The sequence below is a fragment of the Actinomycetota bacterium genome (assembly GCA_036280995.1).
Taxonomy (GTDB): domain Bacteria; phylum Actinomycetota; class CALGFH01; order CALGFH01; family CALGFH01; genus CALGFH01.
Map to the genome: position 1 here is coordinate 1 of DASUPQ010000518.1, position 3,923 is coordinate 3,923.

The following is a 3,923-nucleotide window of genomic DNA, read 5'->3' on the forward strand; positions in this document are numbered from 1 at the left end:
CGAGAATGGATCGTGGGCGGGAGGCATCGCCGAGAGGCGAAGAAGAGCTCCGGCCGGCTCTGGCAAGGAGGAACCCGAAGATGCAGGCGTGGTCTGGTGGGACGCAGCAGGCATGGCACGCTCCATCGAACTCGTGTTCGGTACAGAGTACTATAGAACGTCCACCTCTGCGGCTATAAGTTCCCCCCGGTGCGCGACCCGCAGCGGTTCCCCGTCTGCCCGCGCTGCAAGGAGCTGGCCGCCCTCCTCTGGGGTCCCCAGTAGCCGCAGGCGCGACCGGCGGCCCGCCGGGGACGGGACTCCCCCTGGAGGACCAGAACCCGCCCGCGCCTCCCCCGCCGGAGGGAGCACGGGGTTGGCCGCGCCGGGTGATCCGCGACCAGGGCCTGGGTTCGTAGCGTCGGGGCGACCGCAACCCCGACCTGCAGGGAGCCCCCATGCTGCGTCGTCTCGCCCGTTTCAGCCTGCGTCACCGGCGGCTGGTCGCCCTCGCCTGGGCGGTCCTGTTCGTCGCCGGGATCGCCATCGGGAGCGGCGTCTTCGAGCGTCTCGACCCCGACGTCGGCGACGTCGAGGGGACCGAGTCGGCCGGGGCCGACGCCCGCCTGGACGCCCTCGACCCCGGCGGCGAGACCATCGCCGCCGTCGCCGACGGGATCGACCCCCGCGACCCGGCGGCCGCGGCCGCCGTGGCCGCCACCGTGGAACGGCTGCGGGCCATCCCCGGGGTGGCCGAGGTCGCCGCCCCGGTGGCCGGCGGGCCGCCCGAGCTGGCGGCCATCGACGGCCGGGCCGTCCTGGTCGCGGTCGAGTTCGCCCCCGACCTGGACGACGACCGCTTCGACCAGGCGCTGGAGGCGGCCGAGGCCGAGCTGCGCCGGCTGGACGCCCCCCGGGTCGTGGTCGGCGGCGGGCCGCTCCAGGACGCCGAGTTCGAGGACCAGGTCGCCGCCGACCTGGCCAGGGCCGAGCTGCTGTCCATGCCGGTGGTGCTGGTGCTGCTGCTGGTGATCTTCGGCGGCATCGTCGCCGCCGGCCTGCCCGTGCTGGTCGCGCTCGTCGGGGTGGCCGGCACGCTGCTCGCCCTGCTGGGGATCAGCGCCGTCACCGACGTCTCGGTCTACTCGGTCAACGTCGTCACCATGCTCGGCCTCGGCCTGGCCGTCGACTACGCGCTGCTGCTGGTGTCGCGGTTCCGCGAGGAGCGGGCCACCCGGGACCTGCCGGCGGCGATCGAGGAGGCGGTGGCCACCGCCGGCCGCACGGTGGTGTTCTCCGGGCTGACGGTGGCCGCGTCCCTGGCCGGGCTGCTGGTCTTCGCCGACCCGTTCCTGCGCTCGATGGCCTACGGCGGCGGCGCCGTGGTCCTGCTCGACATGGCGGCCGCGGTCACCCTGCTGCCGGCCCTGCTCGGCATGTGGGGCCGCCGCATCCGCCCGTCCCGCGGCGACCGTGCCGGGACGGGCCTGTTCGCGTCCGTGTCGCGGCTGGTGCAGCGCCGTGCCCCGCTGATCGTGGTGGCGGTCGGCGTCCCCCTGGCCGTGGCCGTCACGCCGTTCCTGCACGTCGCCTACCAGCAGCCCGACGCCGGCTTCCTGCCCCCAGGAGCCTCCTCCCGCGAGCTGTACGAGACCCTGGAGGCCCGCTTCGACCCGGCCGTCTGGGTCGAGCCGGTGGTGCTGGTGGCCGACACCGGCACCGACCAGGCCGGGCTGGCCAGGGTGGCCGCGTTCGGCGAGCGGGTCGCCACCCTCGACGGGGTGCGGACCGTCGGCGAGCCGCAGCCGCTGGCCGACGGCGTCGCGGTCGTCGAGGTGCTGCCCGAGGGCGGCGGGACCGACGCCGCCGCCGCCCGCCTGGTCGACGCCGTCCGCTCGCTGCCGGCGCCGTTCCCCGTCCAGGTCACCGGGGACGCCGCCTCCCTGGCCGACTACCAGGCCACCGTCGCCGAGCGCCTCCCCCTGGCCGCCGCCCTGGTCGTGCTGGCCACCTTCGTGCTGCTGTTCCTGTTCACCGGGTCGGTGGTCGTCCCCGTCAAGGCCATCGTGATGAACGTCCTCAGCCTGGGGGCCAGCTTCGGGGCCCTGGTCTGGGTGTTCCAGGACGGGCACCTGGCCGGGCTGCTGGGGGCCGAGGGCGCCGGCGCCATCGACCCCACCGTCCCCGTCCTCACCTTCGCCATCACCTTCGGCCTGTCCATGGACTACGAGGTGTTCCTGCTGTCGCGGATCAAGGAGGCCTGGGAGGAGACCGGCGACAACGACCTGGCCGTGGCCCTCGGGCTGCAGCGCTCGGGGCGGATCGTGACCTCGGCCGCGCTGCTGCTGGTGGTGGTGTTCTCCGGGTTCATGGCCGCCGGCATGCTGACCATCAAGCAGGTCGGGCTGGCCACCGTCCTGGCCGTCCTGCTGGACGCCACCGTGGTCAGGATGCTGCTGGTCCCGGCGACCATGAAGCTGATGGGCCGCTGGAACTGGTGGGCGCCGGCCCCGCTGCGCCGCCTCCACCGGCGGGTCGGGCTGGGCGAGCTCCAGTCGGCCACCCCCGCCGACGATGTGTCCGGCGGGCTACCGGCCGCTCCCGGCCGCGCGCTGCAGTGACCCGCCCGATCCGGAGGAGCTGGAATCAGTTGGGGCGGTCGGCCAGGGTGACGGTGACCTCCTGCTGGCGGCCGTCGCGGACGATGGTCAGCCGCACCTGGGAGCCCGGCTTGCGCTGGCGGAGCTCGCCGAACAGGTCCTCGACGGTCTCGATGCCGGCGTCGTCCATCTGGACGATCACGTCGCTGGGCCGCAGGCCGGCCTGGGCGGCCGGGCTGCCCTCGACCACCTCGAGGAGGACCACCCCGCGGGCCTCCTCCAGGTCGAGCTGGGCCGCGATCTCCCTGGTGACCTGGTCTCCGCGGACGCCCAGGTAGCTGTGGGTGGCCCGGCCGTTGCGGAGCAGCTGGCCGACGACGTCGACCACGGTCGCCCCGGGGATGGCGAAGCCGATCGCCACCGCCCCCTGCTCGGGCGGGATGTAGGCGACGTTGACGCCCACGACCTCGCCCCGCCCGTTGACCAGGGCGCCGCCGGAGTTGCCGGGCGAGATGGCCGCGTCGGTCTGGATCAGGTCGACCAGCGAGCGGATGTTCTGGGCGGCCGATCCGGGGATCTCCCGGTGCAGGCCCGAGATGATCCCGGCGGTGATGGTGTTCGCGAACCCGAGCGGGCTGCCCATGGCCACCGCCAGCTCGCCCACCTGCGGCAGGGCCTTCTGGAAGGTGGCCGGCTGGAGGTCCTGGCGCTCCACGTCCACCACCGCCAGGTCGGTGTCGGGGTCGGTGGCCCGCACCCGGCCGTCGACCCGGCGGCCGTCGAAGAAGGCGACCTCGACCGCCCGGAAGTCCCCGACCACGTGGGCGTTGGTGACCACCACCCCGTCCTTGGACCAGATCACCCCGCTGCCGCTGCCCTGGTCGTGGGTGATGGTCACCACCGACGGCTCGACCTTGCCGACGATCCCGGGGATGTCGCCGGCCGCGGCCGCCTGCGCGCTGGCGTCGACCGCCGGGGCGGGGGCGGTCACCGGGGCCGGGGCCGAGCGGGCCTGCGGCTCCCGGACCAGGCCGCAGCCGGCCAGGGCGGCGGCCAGCAGGGCGGCGGCGGCGAACCAGACGGTGCGGGCGGGGCGGGCGTCCATGGCCGAGCTCCTCGGGGCGGCGGTGGGTCGGGCGTCCCGCTCAGGGTTCCACGGGACCGGCCCGGATATCAGAGGCCGTAGGTCTCCAGCAGCCGCAGCCAGACCTCGCTGACCGTCGGGAACGACGGGACGGCGTGCCACAGCCGGTCGAGCGGCACCTCACCGGCGATGGCCACCGTGGCCGAGTGCAGCAGCTCCTGCACGCCAGGACCGACGAAGGTCGCGCCGACCACGACCCG

At 74.8% G+C, this 3,923-nt stretch carries 3 protein-coding genes and 1 pseudogene; 2 read left to right on the forward strand and 2 right to left on the reverse strand.

Annotated features, from left to right (window positions below; genetic code table 11):
- The first annotated feature begins 176 nt into the window (after positions 1 to 176).
- Together VF468_17480 and VF468_17485 are read left to right on the forward strand one after the other, a co-directional pair.
- Positions 177 to 264, forward strand: a pseudogene (locus VF468_17480) (DUF3039 domain-containing protein).
- Positions 265 to 437: 173 nt separating this feature from the next.
- Entirely contained in the window at positions 438 to 2,600 is a 2,163-nt protein-coding gene (locus VF468_17485; protein HEX5880083.1) for an MMPL family transporter, read from the forward strand.
- Between the two features lie 25 nt (positions 2,601 to 2,625).
- On the opposite strand, the gene VF468_17490 is transcribed toward VF468_17485, so the two are convergent.
- Entirely contained in the window at positions 2,626 to 3,684 is a 1,059-nt protein-coding gene (locus VF468_17490; GenBank protein ID HEX5880084.1) for a trypsin-like peptidase domain-containing protein, read from the reverse strand.
- Positions 3,685 to 3,752: 68 nt separating this feature from the next.
- The coding region (locus tag VF468_17495) for a pyridine nucleotide-disulfide oxidoreductase (protein HEX5880085.1) at positions 3,753 to 3,923 on the reverse strand (171 nt) is incomplete at its 5' end.